Source organism: Streptomyces sp. VTCC 41912 (genome assembly GCF_045799175.1).
Classification (GTDB): Bacteria; Actinomycetota; Actinomycetes; order Streptomycetales; family Streptomycetaceae; genus Streptomyces; species Streptomyces albulus_C.
Map to the genome: position 1 here is coordinate 109,561 of NZ_JBJMAB010000009.1, position 20,327 is coordinate 129,887.

The window sequence follows — 20,327 nt, forward strand, 5'->3', positions numbered from 1 at the left end:
TCTTCTCACCTTTCACCCGGCGGACGGAACAGAGCGAAGCCCCGCGAGGACGTGACTCGCGGGGCTTCGTGCGTGCGGGACGGGACGGCGGCGGCCCGACGCTCAGTCGAAGGACGGCGCCTCGGTGCGGGTCCGCTTGATCTCGAAGAAGCCGGGGGTGGACGCCACCAGCAGCGTGCCGTCCCAGAGCCTGGCCGCCTGCTCGCCCTTGGGCGCGGGCGTGACGACCGGGCCGAAGAAGGCGATCTGCCCACCCGTCGCCCGACCTCCGCCCCCGGAAGAGCTCGCTTCGCTCGCGCTGTCGTCATCCGGCCCGGGCACCGCGATCACCGGAGTGCCGACCTCCTGGCCGACCAGGTCGATGCCCTCCTTGTGGGAGGCGCGCAGCTCGGCGTCGTAGACGTCCTTGTCGGCGTAGTCGATCAGGTCGGCGGGCAGGCCGGCGTCGGCGATGCCGGCCGCGAGGGACTCGCGCGTGACGCCCTCGCCGGCGGTGTGGAAACGGTTGCCGAGTGCGGTGTAGAGGCGGCCGACGACCTCGTCGCCGTAGAGCTGCTGCGCGGCGATCACCACGCGGACCGGGCCCCACGCCTTGCCGCCCGGGCGCATGTTCTCCGCGTACTGGGCGGGGAGTTCGTCGAGTTTGTTCTCGTTGAGCACGGCCAGGCTCATCACGTGCCAGCGCACCTGGACCGGGCGGAGCTGCTCGACCTCCAGCATCCAACGGGAGGTCAGCCACGCCCAGGGGCAGAGCGGGTCGAACCAGAAGTCTGCCGGGGTCTTCGCGGTCTCGGACACGGGGTCTCCTCTTGAGAGCGTCAACGACGTTGTTCCGTGGACGCTTCAACCGACGGCGCGCGTGCCATGATTCCCGGTGTTCGATATCCGAGACGAGGGTGAGGGAGGCGCGCGGTGCCAGGTGAGAATCTGTCCCGGGAAGAGGCACGTGAGCGGGGCCGGCTGCTGACGGTCGAGGGGTACGACGTGGCGCTGGACGTCCGCTCAGCGGTCGCCCGAGGCGCGGACGCGGCCACGTACCGCTCCCGCACGACGATCCGCTTCCGCTGCGCCGAGCCCGGCGCCACGAGCTTCGCGGACCTCCTGGCGCCCTCGGTCAGCTCGGTCACCCTCAACGGCCGGAAGCTGGACCCGTCCGCGGTCTTCGACGGCACCCGGATCGCGCTGGCCGACCTGGCCGCCGAGAACACCCTGGTCGTCGACGCGCAGTGCGCCTACAGCCGGACCGGCGAGGGGCTGCACCGCTTCGTCGACCCCGAGGACGGCGAGGTCTACCTCTACACCCAGTACGAGCCCGCCGACGCGCGCCGGGTCTTCGCCACCTTCGAACAGCCCGACCTGAAGGCCCCGTTCACCTTCGAGGTGACCGCGCCCGAGGGGTGGCTGGTGCTCAGCAACGGCGCCCAGGAGGGCCCCGCCGAGGCGGGCCGGCACCGCTTCGCGACGACCAAGCCGATCTCGACGTACATCACCGCCGTGGTCGCCGGTCCGTACCACTACGTCACCGACACCTACCGCCGCACCTTCGAGGACGGCACCGAGCTGACCGTCCCGCTGGGCGCGCTGTGCCGCAAGGGGCTGGCCCGGCACTTCGACGCGGACGACGTCTTCGCCGTCACCAAGCAGGGACTGGACTTCTTCCACGACCACTTCGACTTCCCGTACCCGTTCGGGAAGTACGACCAGGCGTTCGTGCCGGAGTACAACCTCGGCGCGATGGAGAACCCCGGCTGCGTCACCTTCCGCGAGGAGTTCATCTTCCGCGGCAAGGTCACCGAGGCGTCCTACGAGCGGCGCGCCAACGTCCTCCTGCACGAGATGGCGCACATGTGGTTCGGCGACCTGGTCACCATGGACTGGTGGGACGACCTGTGGCTGAAGGAGTCCTTCGCGGACTTCATGGGCAGCTTCGCGCAGGTCGGCGCGACCCGCTTCACCGACGGCTGGATCACCTTCGCCAACCGCCGCAAGTCCTGGGCGTACCGGGCCGACCAGCTCCCCTCCACCCACCCGATCACCGCCGACATCCGGGACCTGGAGGACGCCAAGCTCAACTTCGACGGCATCACCTACGCCAAGGGCGCCAGCGTCCTCAAGCAGCTGGTGGCGTACGTCGGCCAGGACGCGTTCCTGGAGGGCGCCCGGCGCTACTTCAAGCGGCACGCCTACGGCAACACCCGCCTCGCGGACCTGCTGGCGGTGCTGGAGGAGACCTCCGGACGGGACCTGGCGGCCTGGTCGCGCGCCTGGCTCCAGACGGCCGGCGTCAACTCCCTCACCCCGCAGATCACCTACGACGCGCAGGACCGGATCACCGAGCTGAGCATCCTCCAGGAGGCGTCGGAGAGCCACCCGGAGCTGCGGCCGCACCGGGTCGCGGTGGGCCTGTACCGCCGCCTCGACGCGGACTCGGCGCTGGTGCGCTACGCCCGCGCCGAGGTGGACGTGGCCGGGCCGCGGACCGCGGTGCCGGAGCTGGCCGGGATCGAGCGGCCGGAGCTGGTCCTGGTCAACGACGAGGACCTGACGTACTGCAAGACGCGCTTCGACGAGGGGTCGCTGGCCACCCTGCGGGCCCGGCTCGGCGACCTGACGGACCCGTTGGCGCGGGCGCTGTGCTGGGCCGCGGTGTGGGGACTGACCCGGGACGGGCTGATGCCGGCCCGCGACTTCCTGGACCTGGTGCGGCGGTTCGCCGGGGCGGAGCCCGTCATCGGGGTGCTCCAGTCGGTGCTCGGCCAGGCGGAGGCGGCACTGGAGCACTACGTCGCGCCCGAGTACCGCGAGCGGGCCACCCGCGAGCTGGCCGAGAACGCGCTGCGCGAACTGCGGCTGGCCGAACCGGGCAGCGGCCACCAGCTGAGCTGGGCCCGGCACTTCGCCGCGGTGGCCACCACCGCGGCCGACCTCCAGCTGCTCCAGGGGCTGCTGGACGGCACCGCGAAGATCGACGGGCTGGCGGTCGACCAGGAACTGCGCTGGGCGTTCCTGCTGCCGCTGGCCGCGCACGGGGTCGCCGACGCCGCGGCGATCGACGCCGAACTGGCCCGCGACGACACCGCGTCCGGCAAGCGGCACCAGGTGCGCTGCCTGGCCGCCCGCCCCTCGGCCGAGGTCAAGGCGGCGGCCTGGGCGGACGTGATCGACTCCGACGCGCTCTCCAACGCCCTGGTCGAGGCGACCATCAGCGGCTTCGCGCAGCCGTCGCAGCGGGAGCTGCTGGTGCCGTACGCGCCGCACTACTTCGCGGCGATCGAGCGGATCTGGCGGGAGCGGTCCATCGAGATCGGGATGTCGGTGGTGCGCGGGCTGTTCCCGTCCTGGCAGGTGGACCGGGCCGCGCTGGACGCCGCGGACGCCTGGCTGGCCGAGCACGCCGAGGCCGCGCCGGCGCTGCGCCGACTGGTGCGCGAGGAGCAGGACGACCTGGCGCGGGCGCTGCGTGCACAGGCTTGTGACGAGGCGGCCGGGCCCAGGCCGTAACCCGGCGCCGGACCAGCCCCAATCGGCCGTCGAACGCCCGTACTTGAGGGCGGGATTGTCCCGCTTGTGCCACAGGCGGGTAACAGCGGTTAGGGGGTGGAGCGGGACCGGGAATCTGCCGGGCATGAACCACGACGCCCCGCTCTCCCCGCTCCCCCTCCACCACCTCGCGGACGGCCACTGCCCGGTGCTGACCACCCATCAGCTCCGGGCGCACGGCGTGCCGCCGGCCGAGATCGCCGAGCGCTGCCGGCCGGGCGGGCCCTGGCAGCAACTGCTGCCCGGCGTGCACCTGCTGCACCAGGGCCCGCCCACCAGTGAGGAGCGGCTGCACGCCGCGCTGCTCTACGCCCGCCACCGCGGCCCGTCCGTGCCGAGCCAGCCGCGGAGCGCCGAGGCCGCCCGGGATCCGATGATCACCGGACTGGCGGCGCTCGCCCTGCACGGCTTCGCCGCCGCCCCTCCGCTGCTGTCCCTGGACCGCATCGAGGTGCTGGTGGCGCGCACCCGGCGGCTGCGCTCGGCGGGCTTCGCCGACATCCTCCGGGGCGCGGACCTGCCGGACCCGCAGGACGTCACCGGGGTGCCCACCGCCCCGGTCCCGCGGGCGCTGGCGGACGCGGTGGCCGGCCTCACCGACGGGACCCTGGTGCGCCGGCTGCTGACCGAGGCGGTGCGCGGCGGGCACTGCGAGGCCGCCTCGGTGGTGCGGGAGCTGAGCCGGGCCCGGCTGCTGACCCGGCCGCACGTGGTGGACGCGGTCGACGCCCTGATGGCCGAGGGGCGGGCCCTGGCCGAGCAGCGGCTCTACGGCCTGGTGCACGCCTACGGACTGCCCGACCCGCTGTGGAACGTCGACCTGCGGCTGCCGGGCGGCCCGTTCCTGGGTGGGGTGGACGCGTACTGGCCGGAGTACGGGGTGGCCGTGGAGATCGACGCCCGCACCCCGCGCCCGTCCGACCACGGCCCCGCCGACGCCGAGCGGGACGAGCACCGCGAGCACCTGGAGCGGCTGGGCATCACCCTCGTCCGCTGCCGGCCGCGGACCCTGCGGGAGGCCCCGGAGCAGCAGGCCACGGTGGTGCGCACGGCACTGATGGCGGCAGCCGACCGGGAGCCGCCGCGGTACGTGGTGGTCCTCCCGCGCTGACCACGCCCTCACGGAGGGTGACGTTCCGCAATCGTCGGGCACGCTCCGTGCGCAACCGTGCGGTCCGCTTCTCCATCTATTGGAATGGATTGGACAAGGCGACGGGTCTCACACACATGATGGGAGCGCCACTGAGCAGGTGTTCCAGCAGACACCCGGAGCCAGGCCAGCGGGCCAGGTCAGAAAGAAGGAGTCCCATGAGGATCGGAATCGTCGGAGCGACCGGACAGGTCGGCGGCGTGATGCGGCGCATTCTCGCCGAGCGCAACTTCCCTGTCGAGCAGCTGCGGCTGTTCGCTTCGGCCCGGTCCGCCGGACGGACGCTGCCCTGGCAGGACACCGAGATCACGGTCGAGGACGCGGCCACCGCGGACTACTCCGGTCTGGACATCGTCCTCTTCTCGGCCGGTGGCACCACGTCCAAGGCGCTGGCGGAGAAGGTCGCCGCGGCCGGCCCGGTCGTGATCGACAACTCCTCGGCCTGGCGCCGCGACCCGCAGGTGCCGCTGGTGGTCTCCGAGGTCAACCCGCAGGCCATCACCGACCGGCCCAAGGGCATCATCGCCAACCCGAACTGCACGACCATGGCCGCCATGCCGGTGCTGCGTCCGCTGCACGAGGAGGCCGGACTGGTCTCCCTGGTCGTCGCCACCTACCAGGCGGTCTCCGGCAGCGGCCTGGCCGGCGTCGCCGAGCTGGACGGGCAGACCCGCAAGGTCGTCGAGCAGGACGCCACCAAGCTGACGCACGACGGTGCCGCGGTGGAGTTCCCGAACCCGGAGACCTACGTCCGCCCGATCGCCTTCAACGTCCTGCCGATGGCCGGCTCGATCGTCGACGACGGGCTGAACGAGACCGACGAGGAGCAGAAGCTCCGCAACGAGAGCCGCAAGATCCTGGACATCCCGGAGCTGAAGGTGTCCGGCACCTGCGTCCGCGTCCCCGTCTTCAGCGGCCACTCCCTCCAGGTCAACGCCCGCTTCGCGCGCCCGATCTCCCCCGAGCGCGCCCAGGAGCTGCTGGCCGGCGCCCCCGGCGTCGCGCTCTCCGACGTCCCCACCCCGCTCCAGGCCGCCGGCCAGGACGCCTCCTTCGTGGGCCGGATCCGCCGGGACGAGACCGTCGACAACGGCCTCGCGCTGTTCGTCACCAACGACAACCTCCGCAAGGGCGCGGCGCTGAACGCCGTCCAGATCGCCGAGCTGGTCGCCGCCGAGCTGCGCGGCTGACCCGCCCGCCCACGGCACGCACCGCGGCCGTTGCGGCGCCCCGCCGGGTCAGGGGCGGCGCACCTCGTACAGGAAGCAGCCGTACTCCAGCGCCCGGACGTGGACGGCCGCCACCTCGGGGTCGGCGAACGCCTCGTCGAAGGCCGCCTCGAAGCCGGCTCCGGCGTCCTCGGGGATCTCGAAGTACCGCCCGCCGGCGATCCGGCCCTGCCGGTCGTAGCGCCGCAGGGTCCGCAGGGCCCCGGCGCGGGCGTGCGGGTAGGGGTCGGCGGCCGGGTCCGGCCCGGGGCACGGTTGGGCGTGGATGAAGACCGGTCCCTGCTCGTCGTAGGCCCCCGGGGCGGCGCCGGTCTCCGCGGCCCAGCGGCGCAGCGGCGCGTAGGAGACCAGGGCGACCCGCTCGCCCTCCTCTATGGCCCGCAGGCAGCAGCGCAGCGGGCTGCCCACGCAGTCCACCGGCGCCCCGTCCGCGCGGGCGGTGTAGGGCTCCATGGGGCGGCCGGCGTCGTCGGTGCCGCGCAGCTCGGTGAGGGTGGCGGCCGGGATCGGAAGCGGTGCGTACGTCGTCATGCAGACAGGTTCGGCGCTCCGCGGCCGGGCCGCTGGCGGGATCCGGACGTCGTCCTGGCCGCGGCGGCGCCGTGGAAGGATGGCCGGACGCTGCGATATGACCGATCGTGAAGGAGAGGGACGGGTGCCTGGTACGAATCTGACCCGGGAAGAGGCCCAGGAGCGCGCGCGCCTGCTGACCGTGGACGCGTACGCGATCGAGCTGGACCTGAGCGGGGCACAGGAGGGGAGCGGCACGTTCCGGTCGGTGACGACGGTGCGGTTCGACGTCGCCGGCGAGGACGGCGCGGCGTCGTTCATCGACCTGGTCGCGCCGACCGTGCACGAGGTGGTGCTGAACGGCACGGCGCTCGACGCGGCGACGGTGTTCGAGGACTCGCGGATCGCGCTGTCCGGGCTGCGGCAGGGCCGCAACGAGCTGACGGTGGTCGCCGACTGCGCGTACACCAACAGCGGTGAGGGGCTGCACCGGTTCGTCGACCCGGTGGACCAGCAGACCTACCTCTACACGCAGTTCGAGGTGCCGGACGCCCGCCGGGTGTTCGCCAGTTTCGAGCAGCCGGACCTGAAGGCCACCTTCCAGTTCACCGTGACGGCGCCGCAGGGCTGGACGGTGGTCTCGAACTCGCCGACGCCGGAGCCGGTCGGCGCGGACGGCACGGTCTGGCGGTTCGCGCCCACGCCGCGGATCTCCACCTACATCACGGCCCTGATCGTCGGGCCGTACCACAGCGTGCACAGCACCTGGGAGGGCGCCGACGGCCGGTCGGTGCCGCTGGGGATCTACTGCCGGCCGTCGCTGGCCGAGCACCTGGACGCGGAGGAGATCTTCGCGGTCACCCGGCAGGGCTTCGACTGGTTCCAGGAGAAGTTCGCCTACGACTACCCGTTCGCCAAGTACGACCAGCTCTTCGTGCCGGAGTTCAACGCCGGGGCGATGGAGAACGCCGGTGCGGTCACCATCCGCGACCAGTACATCTTCCGCTCGAAGGTGACGGACGCGGCCTACGAGGTGCGTGCCGAGACGATCCTGCACGAGCTGGCGCACATGTGGTTCGGCGACCTGGTCACCATGGAGTGGTGGAACGACCTGTGGCTGAACGAGTCGTTCGCCACCTACACCTCGATCGCCTGCCAGGCGTACGCGCCGGGCAGCAAGTGGCCGCACTCCTGGACCACGTTCGCCAACTCCATGAAGACCTGGGCGTACCGGCAGGACCAACTGCCGTCCACCCACCCGATCATGGCGGAGATCCACGACCTGGACGACGTCCTGGTCAACTTCGACGGCATCACCTACGCCAAGGGCGCCAGCGTCCTCAAGCAGCTGGTGGCCTACGTCGGCATGGACGAGTTCTTCAAGGGCGTGCAGGCGTACTTCAAGGCGCACGCCTACGGCAACACCCGGCTGAGCGACCTGCTGGGCGCGCTGGAGAAGACCAGCGGCCGGGACCTCGCCACCTGGTCGAAGAAGTGGCTGGAGACGGCCGGCATCAACGTGCTGCGGCCCGAGATCGAGGTGGCCGAGGACGGTACCGTCACCGCCTTCGCGGTGCGCCAGGAGGCGCCGGCGCTGCCGGCCGGGGCGACCGGCGAGCCGGTGCTGCGGCCGCACCGGATCGGGATCGGCTACTACGACCTGACGGACGGCAAGCTGGTCCGCACCGGCGGCGTCGAGCTGGACGTGGACGGCGAGCGGACCGAGGTGCCGTTCCCGGCGGGCTTCCGCCGGCCGGACGTGATCCTGCTCAACGACGGCGACCTGTCCTACGCCAAGGTGCGGATGGACGAGCAGTCGCTGAAGGTCGTCACCGCGCACCTCGGGGACTTCACCGAGTCGCTGCCGCGGGCGCTGTCGTGGGCCTCGGCCTGGGACATGACCCGGGACGGCGAACTGCCGGCCCGGGACTACCTGGCGCTGGTGCTCTCCGGCATCGGCAAGGAGACCGACATCGGCGTGGTCCAGTCGCTGCACCGCCAGGTGAAGCTGGCGCTGGACCTGTACGCGGCGCCGGAGTGGCGCGAGAGCGGCCTGGCGACCTGGACCGAGGCGGCGCTGACGCACCTGCGGGCCGCCGAGGCCGGCAGCGACCACCAGTTGGCGTGGGCCCGGGCGTTCGCCGCGGCGGCCCGCACCGACGCGCAGCTGGACCTCCTTCAGGGCCTGCTGGACGGCACCCAGGAGCTGCCCGGGCTCGCCGTGGACACCGAGCTGCGCTGGGCGCTGCTGGAGCGGCTGGCGGCCACCGGCCGGGCCGACGAGGCGGAGATCGCGGCCGAGCTGGCGCGGGACGCGACGTCGGCGGGCGAGCGGCACGCGGCGACGGCGCGCGCCGCCCGGCCGACCGCGGAGGCGAAGGCCGCGGCCTGGGCCTCGGTGGTGGAGTCCGACGCGCTCCCCAACGCCGTGCAGGAGGCCGTCATCGCCGGCTTCGTCCAGCCCGACCAGCGGGAGCTGCTGGCGCCGTACACCGCGCAGTACTTCGCGGCGGTCAAGGGCGTGTGGGACAGCCGCAGCCACGAGATGGCGCAGCAGATCGTGGTGGGCCACTACCCGGCCCTCCAGGTCTCCCAGGAGACCCTGGACGCCACCGACGCCTGGCTGGCGCAGGTCGACCCGAGCCCCGCGCTGCGCCGCCTGGTGACCGAGTCGCGGGCCGGCGTCGAGCGGGCGCTGAAGGCCCGGGCGGCGGACGCGGCCGCCGGGGCCTGACCGGCGCGGTACGAGAAGCGGTACGAGAAGGGGCGTGCCCCCGGAACCGGTGCGGTTCCGGGGGCACGCCCTTGCTGCGGGCCCGGGCCCGCGAGGTGGAATCGCCCGGCGGACGGGCGTCAGGAGCGTGACCGTCCGCCGGGCGGGTCGAGTGGCCCCGCCGCGCGGCGCGCGCGGGGCGGACCGCCGGGCCCCGTCCCCCTCCTACGGGGCCCGGCGGGACGGGCGGATCAGCCGCTCAGCTCGTCGAAGCGGCGGACCAGTTCGGCCCGGCCGGCCTCGGTGAGGTCGCCGTGCACCCGCATCCGGGCCAGGCCGCCGTCGGGGTAGACGTCCAGGCGGACGTGGGTGGCGGTGACCCGGCGGGGCAGCACGAAGCGGTGCGGGGTGTCGGGCTGGAGCTTGGTCTTGGGCAGCACCTCGAACCACGAGGAGGCGTCGTCCGGGTTGCCGTCGCAGGCGGAGAGCCGGGCCCAGCCGGCCGAGTTGCCCTTGAGGTAGGCGGTGTCGATCTCGACGGCGCGGACCTCGCCCTGCGCGGCGAGCTTGAAGAGCACCCAGTCGTTGGTGCCGCGGACCCGGCGGCGGCGGTTCTCCCAGCCGTCGTCCATCTTGCGCGACAGGTCGGGCTGGATGATCTGGGTGGGCGAGGAGTAGAAGCGGTCCGACGCGTCCTCGACGGTGCCGCCGTGCATCACCGAGGCCAGGTCCAGGGTGCCCAGGACGTCCAGCCACTCCGGGTCCGGGACGACCTCGCCGTAGACCCGCAGGCGGGCTATGCCGCCGTCGGGGTGCTGCTTGAGGCGGAGGTGGGTGAAGCGGCGCTCGGCGGTGACCTCGAAGCCGTTGGCCGCGTGGCCGCGCACGGGGGTGCGGGGTACGAGCTCCTCCCACTTCACGCCGTCGGCGAGCAGGTCCTCGGGGCTGGGGCTGCCGGGCAGCGCGGTGGCCTCGACGGTGACCTGCTGCGGGTAGTTGCCGCGGAAGTGGGCGGTGTCGACGATGATGCCGCGGATCACGCCGGGGGCGGCGAGGCGGATCAGCGCCCAGTCGTGCTCGTCCTCGGTGGGGAAGGGGTGGTCGCCGTCGGCGCCCCGGCGGCGCCGGGTCTCCCAGCCGTCCATGATCTTGCCCTTGTGACCGAAGTGCTCGGGGTCGAAGACCGCCGGGTTCGACTTCAGCAGGTTCTCCCGCTCGGCGAAGAACTCGTCGTTGGCGGCGATCACACCGGCGCCGAAGCGGCGGTCGGCCAGGTCGACGAGCGACGTGAAGGAGAAGTCACCGCCGCGGTAGTCGGCGTACGGGTCGCCGCCGGAGTACGGCTGGGCGTCGTTGGCGTGCGGATCGGTGGAATCGGCGGCCGGGGTGGCGGACATGCGTTTCCCTTCTGCTCCTGCGTGCGGTGCTGGGGACCGGTCCACCGTCGCAGCAGAACACCCGACAGGTCCATCGAAAGTTCGTGAGGAATATCTTCAGCGGGACTGAAAGGTCGCGGTTGAGCGGACGCTTTCGGTCCGCTCGGGCCGGCGGCCGGCCCACGGCGTCGGGGTCACTCGCCGCCGGTGCGGCCCACGGCCGCCTGGGCGGCGGCCGCCTGCCGCAGCGCGGCCAGCACCCGGGCGAGCCCGGGCGCCCCTTCGGAGCCGCGCCGGGCGGCGGCGACCACGTGGCGGCGCGGCTGGTCGGCGTGGAGCACCCGCAGCGCGACCCCGCTGCCGCGCCCGGGGGCCCGCAGGCCGCCGGCCATCGCCATCCGGGGCACCAGGGCCACGCCCATCCCGGCGGCGACCATCGCCCAGATCGCGCTCCAGTCGGCGGCGGAGTGCGCCTGTTCCGGGACGAACCCGGCGTTCTCGCAGGCGGCGGTGGTGATCTGGGACCACGGGCCGCTGCTGCCGAAGATCCACGGTTCGCCGGCCAGGTCGGCCAGCCGCAGCCCCGGCTCGGCGGCCAACGGGTGGCCGGCCGGCAGCGCCACGTCCAACGGGTCGGCGAGCAGGGAGACCCGGCTGAACTTCGGGTCGCGCGGGGTGGGCGCGTGCGCGGCCAGCGACAGCGCCAGGTCGACGCTGCCCTCGGCCAGCAGCTCGTACGCGGCCTCCGCCTCCGCCTCCCGCACGGTCACGGCCAGGCCCGGGTGGGTGCGGCGCAGCTCCTGGACGGCCGGCACCACCAGGGCCGGGATGGCAGTGGAGAACGCCCCGACCCGCACCGTGCCGGCCTCGCCCTGGAGGTAGCCGAGCAGGTCCGCGTCGGCCCGTTCCAGCTGCGCGAAGACCGCCTCGGCGTGCCGCAGCACCAGTTGGGCGGCGCCGGTGAGCCGGACCCGCCGGCCGTGCGCCTCCAGGAGCGTCACCCCGAGGGACTTGGCGAGCCCGGTCAGCTGCTGCGAAACCGCCGAGGGCGTCATGTGCAGCGCCTCGGCGGTCGCGGTGACCGTGCCCAATTCCTCCAGGGTGCGCAGGATGCGCAGCTTCTTGATGTCCCAGTCGGCCATGCGGGCAGCGTACGCACCCGGCGCGGCCGGTCCGGTCACCGTCTGCCGCCCGCCGCCCCCAGGGCCACCCCGGCGACGATCAGCGCCATGCAGAGCACCTGCACCGCGGTGATGCCCTCTCCCAGGACGGCCAGCGAGAGCAGCGCCACGCAGACCGGCTGGAGGTAGTAGACGACCCCGGCGCGGGCGGCGCCGACCAGGGCGATCGCCTTGTTCCAGGTGAAGTAGGCGACGGCGGAGGAGCACACGCCGATGTAGAGCAGCGGTCCGGCCGTGCCGGCGGTGAGCGGGAAGCCGCCCTCGACACCGAGGGAGACGGCGTAGGCGGGCAGCAGCATCGCGGCGCCCAGTGCGAACGTCGCGAACAGGAACGAGAGCCCGCCGATCCCCTCGGGGCGGCGGCGCAGCAGTGCGCTGTAGCCGGCGAAGGTGGCGGTGGCGGCGAGCATCCACAGGTCGCCGCCGGCGAAGTCCAGGTGCAGCACCGCGGCGGGCGAGCCCTTGCCGACCAGGGTGACCACGCCCAGCAGGGCGAGCACCATGCCCGCGGCGCGGCGGGCGCCCAGCGGTTCGCGACCGCCGCGCCGGCCGCCGATCAGGTCGAAGAGGGCGATCATCATCGGCGAAGCCGCCGCGATCATCGCCATGTTGGTGGCGGAGGTGCTCTTCCCGGCCGTGTAGATGAGGGTGTTGAAGAGCGTGACGCCCAACAGGGCGGCCAGGGACAGGAATCCGAGATGCCGACGGATCACCGGCCACTCCCGGCGGACCTGCCCCAGGGCGAATGGGGCGACCGCCAGCAAGGCGATGATCCAGCGCCAGAACGCGGTCTGGACGGGCGGCACGGTGTCGTGCAGGGCCCGGGCGATGACGAAGTTGCCGGACCAGACGACGGTCGCCGTCAGGGCCAGGGTCAGCCCCACGGCCTGCGTGGACGGTGTGCGGTGTGCGCGGGCCCGCTCCAGGACTGCCACGGTTTCCTCTCCCTCGATGGTGGATACGGATCCACCGTGGCAGTCAGCCAACCATCAGGTCCATCGAATAATTCAGACCATTCCTTTCAGGGAAACTGAAAGGAATGGTCGAAGCGGCACTCAGCCGCGGGCCGCCCGGCGGGCCAGGATCGCGGCCTGCCGCTCGTCGAAGCGGCGCGCCTGCCCGTCCAGGCCCTCCAGGAACGCCCCGAGCTCCTCCTGGGCGGCGAGCCCCTCCGGGCCCAGCCCGCCGCGCTCCAGGACCCTCAGGTGGCGCAGCACCGGCTGGAGCACGTCGTCGTGGTGGATCCGCAGGTTGTAGATCCCGCCGAGGGCCATCTGCACGGCGGCCCGCTCGAAGCCGGGCATGCCGTGGCCGGGCATCCGGAAGCCGGTGACCACGTCCCGCACGGCGCACATCGTCCGGTCGGGGGCCAGCTCGAAGGCCGCACCGAGGAGGTTGCGGTAGAAGACCATGTGGAGGTTCTCGTCGTTGGCGATCCGGGCCAGCATCTGGTCGCACACCGGGTCGCCGGAGTGCCGGCCGGTGTTGCGGTGCGAGATCCGGGTGGCCAGCTCCTGGAAGGCGACGTAGGCCACCGAGTGCAGCATGCTGTGCGCGTTGTCGGACTCGAACCCGGCGGACATGTGGGCCATCCGGAACCGCTCCAGCTCGACCGGGTCGACGGCACGGCTGGTGAGCAGGTAGTCGCGCATCACGATGCCGTGCCGACCCTCCTCCGCCGTCCAGCGGTGGACCCAGGTGCCCCACGCCCCGTCCCGCCCGAAGAGGGTGGCGATCTCGTGGTGGTAGCTGGGGAGGTTGTCCTCGGTGAGGAGGTTGACCACCAGCGCGGTGCGGCCGATCGAGGTCACCTTGGACTGGTCGGGGGCCCACGCCTCGCCGTCCAGCACCCCGTCGAAGTTCCGCCCGTCGCTCCACGGCACGTACTCGTGCGGCATCCATTCCTTGGCGACCTTCAGGTGCCGGTTCAGCTCCTTCTCGACGACCTCTTCGAGGGCGTACAGCAGCCGGGCGTCGGTCCAGGCGGCCTGGCCGCGCGCTCCGTCGAGGCGGTCGGGGGCGATGGTCACGAGGGAACTCCAGGGGACGACGGACCTACGGCTCCGTAGGTTTGGACTTACGGCCCCGTAGGTTACGCCATCGTAGGTACGGCCCGGTTAAACACTTCCCCAAGGGGTGAATCACCCGGAACATCCGCAACTGACGCTCCATGTCCGGTTTTTCGTGACCTTTGCCGGGCAACGCAAAGGGGCGCCCACCGGTCCGGGAAGAACCGGTGGGCGCCCCTTGTGAAGGCGTCGCGGATGCGGGCGCGCGGCCCGCGCGAGACTGTCGTCAGCCCTTGGACTTGGCCTGCTTGCGGGACTTGTCGGTCATCACGACGAGCCCGGCGATGACGAGGAAGAGCACGATGGGCGTCACGACGTAGAGGCCGAGCGTCTGGATCACGTTCAGGCCCGGACCCGGGTCGTCACCGTCGTCGCGGGTGAGCGCAAACGCGGGGGACGACATCAGCAGCATCAGCGCGGTGCCGGCGGTGATGGTTCCGGCGCGCAGGGCGGTGTTCTTGACCTTGTTGCTCACCCGTTCAACGTAGCGGACGGCACTCGGCCGCGCGCGTCCGGGGTGGGGCTAGCGACGTCCCGGCAGGCCGGACCGGCGCCGCGGGCCGTGCCGGCTCAGGGCGCGGCGGTGGCCAGCTCCCGCATCAGCGCGTGCAGGCGGGGCGAGGCGGCCAGTTCTTCGAGGGTGTGCGGGCGGCCGTCGGGGCCGGCGATGGGCAGGCGCCAGTTGGGGTACTCGTCCCAGGTCCCGGGGAGGTTCTGCGGGCGGCGGTCGCCCACCGCGTCCGGGAGCCAGATGCCGACCATCCGGGCCGGGGTGCGCAGCAGGAAGCGGTGGACGGCCCGGACCACCGCCTCCTCGTCGCGGACGCCCTTGGGCAGCAGCCCGTGGCGGGTGAGCGCGCCGAGCCATTCGCGCAGTTCGTGGGCGGCCCGGGAGCGCTCGCGCTCGGGCGGGCCGGCGAGCAGGCCGAGGCGGGCGCGCAGCGCGACGTCGTCGCCGGCGAGCCGGGCGGCGGTGGGCGGCAGGTCGTGGGTGGTGACGGTGGCCAGGCAGCCGGCCCGCCATTCGCCGGGGGCCAGGATCCGGGCCGGGGCCACGGTCCCTTCCGACGCCGGCGCCGGATCCCCGGCACCGCCGGCCGCGGCGCCGTCCGTCGCGGCACCGTCCGTCGCGGCGTCGCCGTTGCCGTAGGCACGCTCGAACCACAGGACCGAGGTGCCCAGGACGCCCCGTTCCGCGAGCGCCTCGCGGACGCCCGGCTCGACGGTGCCCAGGTCCTCGCCGATCACCGCCGCGCCGGCCCGGTGCGCCTCCAGGGCCAGTGCGGAGAGCATCGCCTCGCCGTCGTAGCGGACGTAGGCGCCCTCGGTGGGCGGCCGGCCCTCGGGGACCCACCACAACCGGAACAGGCCCATCACGTGGTCAATGCGGAGCGCGCCGGCGTGCCGGAGCAGACCGCGCAGCAGGGCGCGGTAGGGCGCGTAGCCGGACCCGGCCAGGGCGTTCGGGCGCCAGGGCGGCAGACCCCAGTCCTGGCCCCGGGAGTTGAAGGCGTCCGGGGGCGCCCCGATGGACATGCCGGCGGCGAAGGCGTCCTGTTGGGCCCAGGTGTCCGCGCCGGAGGGGTGGACGCCGACGGCGAGGTCGTGGACGAGCCCGATGGCCATGCCGGCCTCCCGGGCGTCCCGTTGGGCGGCGGCCAACTGCTGGTCGGTGAACCAGGCGAGCCGGCAGTGGAAGTCGATCCGGTCCAGCAGGTCGTGGCGGATCCGGCCGGTCTGCGGGGAGCGGGGGTCGCGCAGTCCGGTCGGCCAGCCGCGCCAGTCGGAGCCGTGCCGCTCGGCGAGCGCGCACCAGGTGGCGTGGTCGTCCAGGTCCCGGCCCTGTTCGGCGAGGAACGCGCAGTAGGCGGCGCGCCGGCCGGGACTGAGCGGGACGGCGGCGAGGAGTTCCAGGGCCTCCCGCTTGAGGGCCCAGACGGCGTCCCGGTCGATCAGTCCGCCGCGGTCGAGGACGTCCTCGCGCAACGTGCGGGCCCGGGCGGCCAGTTCGTCGGCCCGCACGCGGGCGTCGCCGGTCAGCAGGGCGTACTCGGGGACCTGCTCGATGCGCAGGTGGACGGGGTCGGGGAAGCGCCGGGAGGAGGGACGGTAGGGGGACGGGTCGGTGGGCGCCCCGGGGACCGCCGCGTGCAGCGGGTTGAGCTGGACGAAGCCGGTACCCAGGGCGCGTCCGGACCAGGCGGCGAGGTCGGCGAGGTCGCCGAGGTCCCCCATGCCCCAGGAGTGCCGGGAGAGCAGGGAGTAGAGCTGGACCAGGAAGCCGTGGCTGCGGCCGGGCGGGGCGGGCACCGCGTCGGGGGCGACGATCAGGTGGGCGCGGGCGCTGCGACCGTCGGGGGCGTCGGCGCGGAGGTCGTGGACGCCGAGCGGGAGGCGGGCCAGCGCGGTCGGGTCCTCGGTGCCGCCGTGCGGGGTGCCGTCGCGCACCTCCGCGCCGAGGACGGTGCCGTCCTCGGTGCCGACGCGCAGGACGGTGCCGTCGGGGAGGTCGGGCAGGCGTGGGGCGCGGCCGCTGCGGGCGGTGACGGTGGGGGGCAGCAGGGCCCGGCCGGCGGTCCGCTCGTGGGCGGCGAGGGCGGTGCGGACGGCCTGGGGGGTGGAGGCGTCGACGCCGAGTGCGGCGAGCACCGCGACGACGGTGTCGTCGGAGACGTGGACGGTGCGGCCCGGCGCGGGCTCGTAGGAGGTGGCGATGCCGTGGAGCCGGGCGAGCCGGGCGCGGCCCATGGCGCTCAGACCTCCATCGACTCCGTGCCCAGTCCGGTGGCCGTCGGCTCGCTGGTCAGCGGGAGTTCGGCGGAGATGGGGACCTCGCTGGTGAGCGGGGCGCTGTCGGCGAGCGGGGGCTCGCTGGTGAGCGGCGGCTCGGCGAAGCTGAACGAGCCGGAGCCCTCCAGGCCGGAGTCGGGGCCGGACACCCCGTCGAAGAGCCCGGGCTCGCCGCAGGGTTTCGCGGCGAGCGCGTCGAGGAGGAGTTGAGCGGATGCGGCCACGAGGGGCCTCCCGTTCATCGGTAGTGGGACACGTCTGCCCTACCCAGTCGACACGAGAGCAGACGTCTCTACCCAGTAAACGTGACTCACGTCACAGTAGGGCCCGTGCCGGCGATTTCGCGGCGGGGAGCGCCGTGTGGCGCACAGAACGCCGGACGACGCCGCCTCGGGGCGCAATTCCTGCGGTGGGGACATGTCATGTCCGGGTCATAAAGACGGGTCGTGGAGGGGCCGCCCCGACGGATGTCCAGGAGCGCGGGACGGGCCCGGTTGACACCCTCTCCGGCACAATGGTGGGCTCACGGCCGAAGGTCTGTCCGAACGGGCACTGAGGGTGACGGAACCCGCGGTGCCGCCCCACCCGCACCACGACCACCCACCCGCACCGCGGCCCCCGTCGACCGGGCGGGCCCGGGCGCGCGGTGGCGACGCGGCGGCCGGGCGGCGGGCCACAGGGGGAACCGGCGGGAGCCGGTGAGCGCGAGAGACGGGGACGAGGAGCGACCGTGCGAGTCCGGGGCGTGTGGGGCGGTAGGGCCGGTACGGGCAGGGGTGGCAGCCGGGCGCGGCTGGCCGGGACCACCGCACTGGCCGCGGCCGTCATAGGAGGGCTGCTCGGCGGCGCACCGGCCGCCCACGCGACCCCGACCGGCCCCGCGGCGGGCACCCCCGACCGGCCCGACCGCCCCGCCGACGCCGGTGCGCCGCCCGCGGTCTGGCCGCGCCCGCAGTCGATGCGGCGGCTCGGCGCGGCCGTCCCGCTCGGCCCGACGGCGGTGCTGGTGGCCGCGCCGGACACCGACCCGTACGCCCTCGACGTGCTGCGCGGACTGCTGCGGGACGCCGGAGTGCGCACCGTCCGGCAGATCGCGCCCGGTGAGCGGCCACCCGCGGGCGGGCCGGTGCTGCTGGTCGGCGGGGCGCCCGCCGACGACGCCCTACGGGCGCTGCGGGTGCCGCCCCGCGGCGACCTGCCGTCCGGCGGCTACCGCCTGGCCGTGGGCCAGGTCGCCGACCGGGACACCGTCGCACTGGACGGCGTCGGCCCGGACGGCCTCTTCCACGCCGCCCAGACCCTGCGCCAGCTCGTCACCGACGCCCCCGCCGGCGAGGCCGGTGCGCGGCAGCTGGCCTCGGTGACCGTCCGGGACTGGCCGGCCACCGGCGTCCGCGGCACCACCGAGGGCTTCTACGGACAGCCGTGGAGCCGGCCGCAGCGCCTGGCCCAGCTGGACTTCATGGGCCGCACCAAGCAGAACCAGTACCTCTACGCGCCCGGGGACGACCCCTACCGGCAGGCGCGGTGGCGCGACCCCTACCCGGCCGCGCAGCGCGCCGACTTCCGGGCGCTGGCCGAGCGGGCCCGCGCCAACCACGTCACGCTCGGCTGGGCGGTGGCGCCCGGCCAGGCGATGTGCCTGTCCTCGGCGGACGACCTGCGGGCGCTGCGCCGCAAGGTGGACGCGATGTGGGCGCTGGGCGTGCGGTCCTTCCAGCTCCAGTTCCAGGACGTCAGCTACAGCGAATGGCACTGCGCCGCCGACGCGGAGACCTTCGGGACCGGGCCGCAGGCCGCCGCCAAGGCCCAGGCGGGCGTCGCCAACGCACTGGCCCGGCACCTCGCCGAGCGGCACCCCGGCGCCGCCCCGCTGTCCCTGATGCCGACCGAGTTCTACCAGGACGGCGCGACCGCCTACCGCAGTGCGCTGGCGGCGGCGCTCAACGACCGGGTGGAGGTGGCCTGGACGGGCGTCGGGGTGGTTCCGCGGACCATCACCGGCGGCGAACTGTCCGCCGCCCGCGAGGCGTTCGGCCACCCGCTGGTCACCATGGACAACTACCCGGTCAACGACTACGCACAGGACCGGATCTTCCTCGGCCCCTACACGGGCCGCGAACCGGCCGTCGCCACCGGCTCGGCGGCGCTGCTCGCCAACGCCATGGAGCAGCCGCTGGCGTCCCGGATCCCGCTGTTCACCGCCGCCGACTACGCCTGGAACCCGCGCGACTACCGGCCCGCGCAGTCCTGGGAGGCGGCCATCGACGACCTCGCCGGCGGCGATCCCACGGCGCGCGCGGCGCTGCGCACGCTGGCCGGCAACGCCGCGTCCTCGCTGCTCAACCGCGAGGAGTCGGGCTACCTCACGCCGCTGATCGACCGCGTCTGGCAGACCCGCGCGGCCGCCCTCAACCACGGCCGGCCCGGCACCGACGAGGACTACGCCAAGGCCGCGCGGGCACTGCGGGCCGCGTTCGGCGCCATGAGCAGCGCGCCCAAGGGCCTCACCTCCGACCTGCGGGCCGAAGTCGGCCCGTGGGCCGAGCAGTTGGCCCGCTTCGGCACCGCCGGGGCGCAGGCCGTGGACACCCTGCTGGCGCAGGCCCGGGACGACGGCGACGCGGCCTGGGCGGCGCAGCGCACCGTGCGGCGGCTGCGCACGCAGCTCGACGGGAGCCCGGTGACGGTCGGCAAGGGCGTCCTGGGGCCGTTCCTGGACCGGGCGATGACCGAGGCGGACGCCTGGACCGGGGCGCACGGCGGCGCCCCGACCCCGGACCGCGACGACGGCCGGACGTCACTGACCGTGCCCTTCCCCCGGGTCCGGCCACTGACCGCGGTCACCGCGCTCACCGCACCGGGCCCGGCGTCCGGCGCGGCCTCCCTCGAAGCCCACGTGCCGGGGGCCGGCTGGCAGCGGCTCGGCCCGCTGTCCGCGACCGGCTGGACGGAGACCCGCACCGACGGGCTGCGCGCCGACGCGATCCGCCTGACCTGGGGCGACGACGCCCCGAAGCCGTCCGTGCAGGCCCTCACCCCGTGGTACGACGACGGCCCGCGGGCCGGCCTGGAGCTCTCCCGCACCCAGACCGAAGCGCAGACCGGCGGCCGCACCACGGTGCAGGCCCTGCTCTCCTCCCGCCGCCCCGGCGCGGTGCACGGCCCCCTGAAGGTCATCGCGCCCAAGGGCTTCGCCGTCCACGCGCCCCCGGAGGTGACCGCCCCGCGCGGCGGCACCGCGCTCGTCCCGCTGGACGTGGACGTCCCCGAGGACACCCCGTCCGGGACATACCGGGTCACGGTCGGCTTCGCCGGGCAGGAGCGGCAGCTGACCCTCCGGGTGTTCCCGCCCACCGGCGGCCCCGACCTGGCGCGCGGCGCGGCGGCCACGTCCTCCGGCGACGAGACGGACGACTTCCCGGCCTCGGCGGCCACCGACGGCGACCCGAAGACCCGCTGGTCCTCCCCCGCCGAGGACGCCGCCTGGTTGCAGTTCGCGCTGCCCGCGCCGACCCGGCTGGGCCTGGTCGTCCTGCACTGGCAGGCCGCCCACGCGTCCGCGTACCGCGTCCAGGTCTCGGCGGACGGCCGCACCTGGCGCACCGCCGCCACGGTCCGCCACGGCAAGGGCGGCCGGGAGGCGATCCGGATGGACGCCGCGGACGCCCGCTACGTCCGCATCCAGGGCGACGAGCGGGCGACGCGGTTCGGCTACTCGCTGTGGGGCGTCGAGGCGTACGCGGTGCGCGGCCGGTGACGCGCCGTG

14 protein-coding genes are annotated in these 20,327 nt (G+C 74.1%); 5 read left to right on the forward strand and 9 right to left on the reverse strand.

Annotation, left to right across the window (positions count from 1 at the left end):
• Positions 1 to 102: 102 nt before the first annotated feature.
• Positions 103 to 798, reverse strand: a complete 696-nt coding sequence (locus ACJ6WD_RS16065; protein ID WP_233657709.1) for a DsbA family protein — start codon at positions 796 to 798, stop codon at positions 103 to 105.
• 114 nt (positions 799 to 912) lie between these two features.
• On the opposite strand from ACJ6WD_RS16065, the gene pepN (ACJ6WD_RS16070) reads away from it, so the two are divergent.
• The 3 genes from pepN (ACJ6WD_RS16070) to ACJ6WD_RS16080 all read left to right on the forward strand — a co-directional run bounded on the left by pepN (ACJ6WD_RS16070) (position 913) and on the right by ACJ6WD_RS16080 (position 5,880).
• Positions 913 to 3,501 carry an aminopeptidase N gene (gene pepN / locus ACJ6WD_RS16070; protein ID WP_407616007.1) on the forward strand — a complete coding sequence of 863 codons (2,589 nt, stop codon included), beginning with the start codon at positions 913 to 915 and terminating at the stop codon, positions 3,499 to 3,501.
• A 124-nt stretch (positions 3,502 to 3,625) separates the two neighbouring features.
• Positions 3,626 to 4,651 (forward strand): endonuclease domain-containing protein, encoded by a 1,026-nt coding sequence (locus tag ACJ6WD_RS16075; protein WP_233657707.1) that lies wholly within the window; start codon positions 3,626 to 3,628, stop codon positions 4,649 to 4,651.
• Positions 4,652 to 4,848: 197 nt separating this feature from the next.
• Complete coding sequence (locus ACJ6WD_RS16080; protein WP_016573753.1) at positions 4,849 to 5,880, forward strand: aspartate-semialdehyde dehydrogenase; 1,032 nt, start codon at positions 4,849 to 4,851, stop codon at positions 5,878 to 5,880.
• A gap of 48 nt (positions 5,881 to 5,928) precedes the next feature.
• On the opposite strand, the gene ACJ6WD_RS16085 is transcribed toward ACJ6WD_RS16080, so the two are convergent.
• Complete coding sequence (locus ACJ6WD_RS16085; RefSeq protein WP_233657706.1) at positions 5,929 to 6,450, reverse strand: DUF1203 domain-containing protein; 522 nt, start codon at positions 6,448 to 6,450, stop codon at positions 5,929 to 5,931.
• Positions 6,451 to 6,574: 124 nt separating this feature from the next.
• On the opposite strand from ACJ6WD_RS16085, the gene pepN (ACJ6WD_RS16090) reads away from it, so the two are divergent.
• Positions 6,575 to 9,163, forward strand: coding sequence for an aminopeptidase N (gene pepN, locus ACJ6WD_RS16090; RefSeq protein ID WP_233657705.1), 2,589 nt, complete (start codon positions 6,575 to 6,577; stop codon positions 9,161 to 9,163).
• Between the two features lie 230 nt (positions 9,164 to 9,393).
• On the opposite strand, the gene alc is transcribed toward pepN (ACJ6WD_RS16090), so the two are convergent.
• The 7 genes from alc to ACJ6WD_RS16125 form a co-directional block, all read right to left on the reverse strand.
• The gene (alc, locus tag ACJ6WD_RS16095; RefSeq protein ID WP_407616008.1) at positions 9,394 to 10,539 is read right to left on the reverse strand and encodes an allantoicase; all 1,146 of its coding nucleotides are present in this window, start codon (positions 10,537 to 10,539) and stop codon (positions 9,394 to 9,396) included.
• Positions 10,540 to 10,712: 173 nt separating this feature from the next.
• Positions 10,713 to 11,660: a LysR family transcriptional regulator gene (locus tag ACJ6WD_RS16100; RefSeq protein ID WP_331248312.1), complete on the reverse strand. Its 948-nt coding sequence runs from the start codon at positions 11,658 to 11,660 to the stop codon at positions 10,713 to 10,715.
• Positions 11,661 to 11,695: 35 nt separating this feature from the next.
• Positions 11,696 to 12,634 (reverse strand): DMT family transporter, encoded by a 939-nt coding sequence (locus ACJ6WD_RS16105; RefSeq protein WP_407616009.1) that lies wholly within the window; start codon positions 12,632 to 12,634, stop codon positions 11,696 to 11,698.
• A gap of 120 nt (positions 12,635 to 12,754) precedes the next feature.
• Positions 12,755 to 13,729: an acyl-ACP desaturase gene (locus ACJ6WD_RS16110; protein ID WP_233657702.1), complete on the reverse strand. Its 975-nt coding sequence runs from the start codon at positions 13,727 to 13,729 to the stop codon at positions 12,755 to 12,757.
• A gap of 265 nt (positions 13,730 to 13,994) precedes the next feature.
• A complete protein-coding gene (locus tag ACJ6WD_RS16115; protein WP_016576198.1) occupies positions 13,995 to 14,243 on the reverse strand; it encodes a hypothetical protein in 249 nt (82 codons plus the stop codon).
• Positions 14,244 to 14,338: 95 nt separating this feature from the next.
• Positions 14,339 to 16,516: a 4-alpha-glucanotransferase gene (gene malQ / locus ACJ6WD_RS16120; RefSeq protein WP_407616010.1), complete on the reverse strand. Its 2,178-nt coding sequence runs from the start codon at positions 16,514 to 16,516 to the stop codon at positions 14,339 to 14,341.
• A gap of 5 nt (positions 16,517 to 16,521) precedes the next feature.
• A complete protein-coding gene (locus tag ACJ6WD_RS16125) occupies positions 16,522 to 16,782 on the reverse strand; it encodes a hypothetical protein (protein WP_016576256.1) in 261 nt (86 codons plus the stop codon).
• A 569-nt stretch (positions 16,783 to 17,351) separates the two neighbouring features.
• Between ACJ6WD_RS16125 and ACJ6WD_RS16130 the strand changes: the two genes are divergently transcribed.
• The gene (locus ACJ6WD_RS16130) at positions 17,352 to 20,318 is read left to right on the forward strand and encodes a beta-N-acetylglucosaminidase domain-containing protein (protein ID WP_407616051.1); all 2,967 of its coding nucleotides are present in this window, start codon (positions 17,352 to 17,354) and stop codon (positions 20,316 to 20,318) included.
• Positions 20,319 to 20,327 lie beyond the last annotated feature (9 nt).

What these genes read in the sequence shown, in the direction of transcription:
- ACJ6WD_RS16075 (WP_233657707.1), top strand. Translation starts at nt 3,626, where the DNA reads ATGAACCACGACGCCCCGCTCTCCCCGCTCCCCCTCCACCACCTCGCG.
- ACJ6WD_RS16080 (WP_016573753.1), top strand. Translation starts at nt 4,849, where the DNA reads ATGAGGATCGGAATCGTCGGAGCGACCGGACAGGTCGGCGGCGTGATG.
- ACJ6WD_RS16085 (WP_233657706.1), bottom strand. Translation starts at nt 6,450, where the DNA reads ATGACGACGTACGCACCGCTTCCGATCCCGGCCGCCACCCTCACCGAG.
- alc (WP_407616008.1), bottom strand. Translation starts at nt 10,539, where the DNA reads ATGTCCGCCACCCCGGCCGCCGATTCCACCGATCCGCACGCCAACGAC.
- ACJ6WD_RS16100 (WP_331248312.1), bottom strand. Translation starts at nt 11,660, where the DNA reads ATGGCCGACTGGGACATCAAGAAGCTGCGCATCCTGCGCACCCTGGAG.
- malQ (WP_407616010.1), bottom strand. Translation starts at nt 16,516, where the DNA reads ATGGGCCGCGCCCGGCTCGCCCGGCTCCACGGCATCGCCACCTCCTAC.